Below are 506 nucleotides of genomic sequence, written 5' to 3'. Positions count from 1 at the left end.
TCCGCCTCCGTGACGACCGCCATGACGTAAGATGAGCGCGTCGGGACGTCCATCTGCGAAAGCGCGGCACGGATCAGCAGCAGGGCGAGCGCCAGAGGGAGCGTCGGCGCAAGCGCCGCCAGCATCAGGGCGATGCTGGACGGAATGTGTGTGAACACCATCGTGTTGATGAGTCCGATGTGCCGCGACAGCCAGGCGGCAACGGGGAATGAGAACGCCGAAAGCACGCCGGACCAGAAGAAGAAAAAGCCCGCTTCCGAAAGCGACAGGTCGAATTTTTCGAAAAGCCACAGGGCAAGCAGCGACTGGACGAGGAAGCCGCCGGCAAAGGCATCAAGGCTAAAAAGGGCCGCAAGCCTGAAAACGATATTCCGCGAGGGGCCAAGCGCGGACGTGCTGCCGGAGTCCGACGTTGGACGGCGCTGCGGGATCTGCGCGTAAAGGAGACCGCCGAGCAGGCCCAGCAACGCATAGAGCACGAACATCGCCTTGATGCCGGTGAGTTG

1 protein-coding gene is annotated in these 506 nt (G+C 62.5%); it reads right to left on the bottom strand.

The window, feature by feature from the left end:
• A partial coding sequence (locus NKI24_RS35915) for an MFS transporter (RefSeq protein WP_502901520.1) occupies positions 1 to 506 on the bottom strand: 506 nt, incomplete at both ends.

This window comes from Mesorhizobium sp. M0701, assembly GCF_040320365.1.
GTDB lineage: Bacteria > Pseudomonadota > Alphaproteobacteria > Rhizobiales > Rhizobiaceae > Mesorhizobium.
The sequence above is the reverse complement of the archived record's forward strand: the minus strand, read 5'-3'. Positions and strand labels throughout refer to the sequence as shown.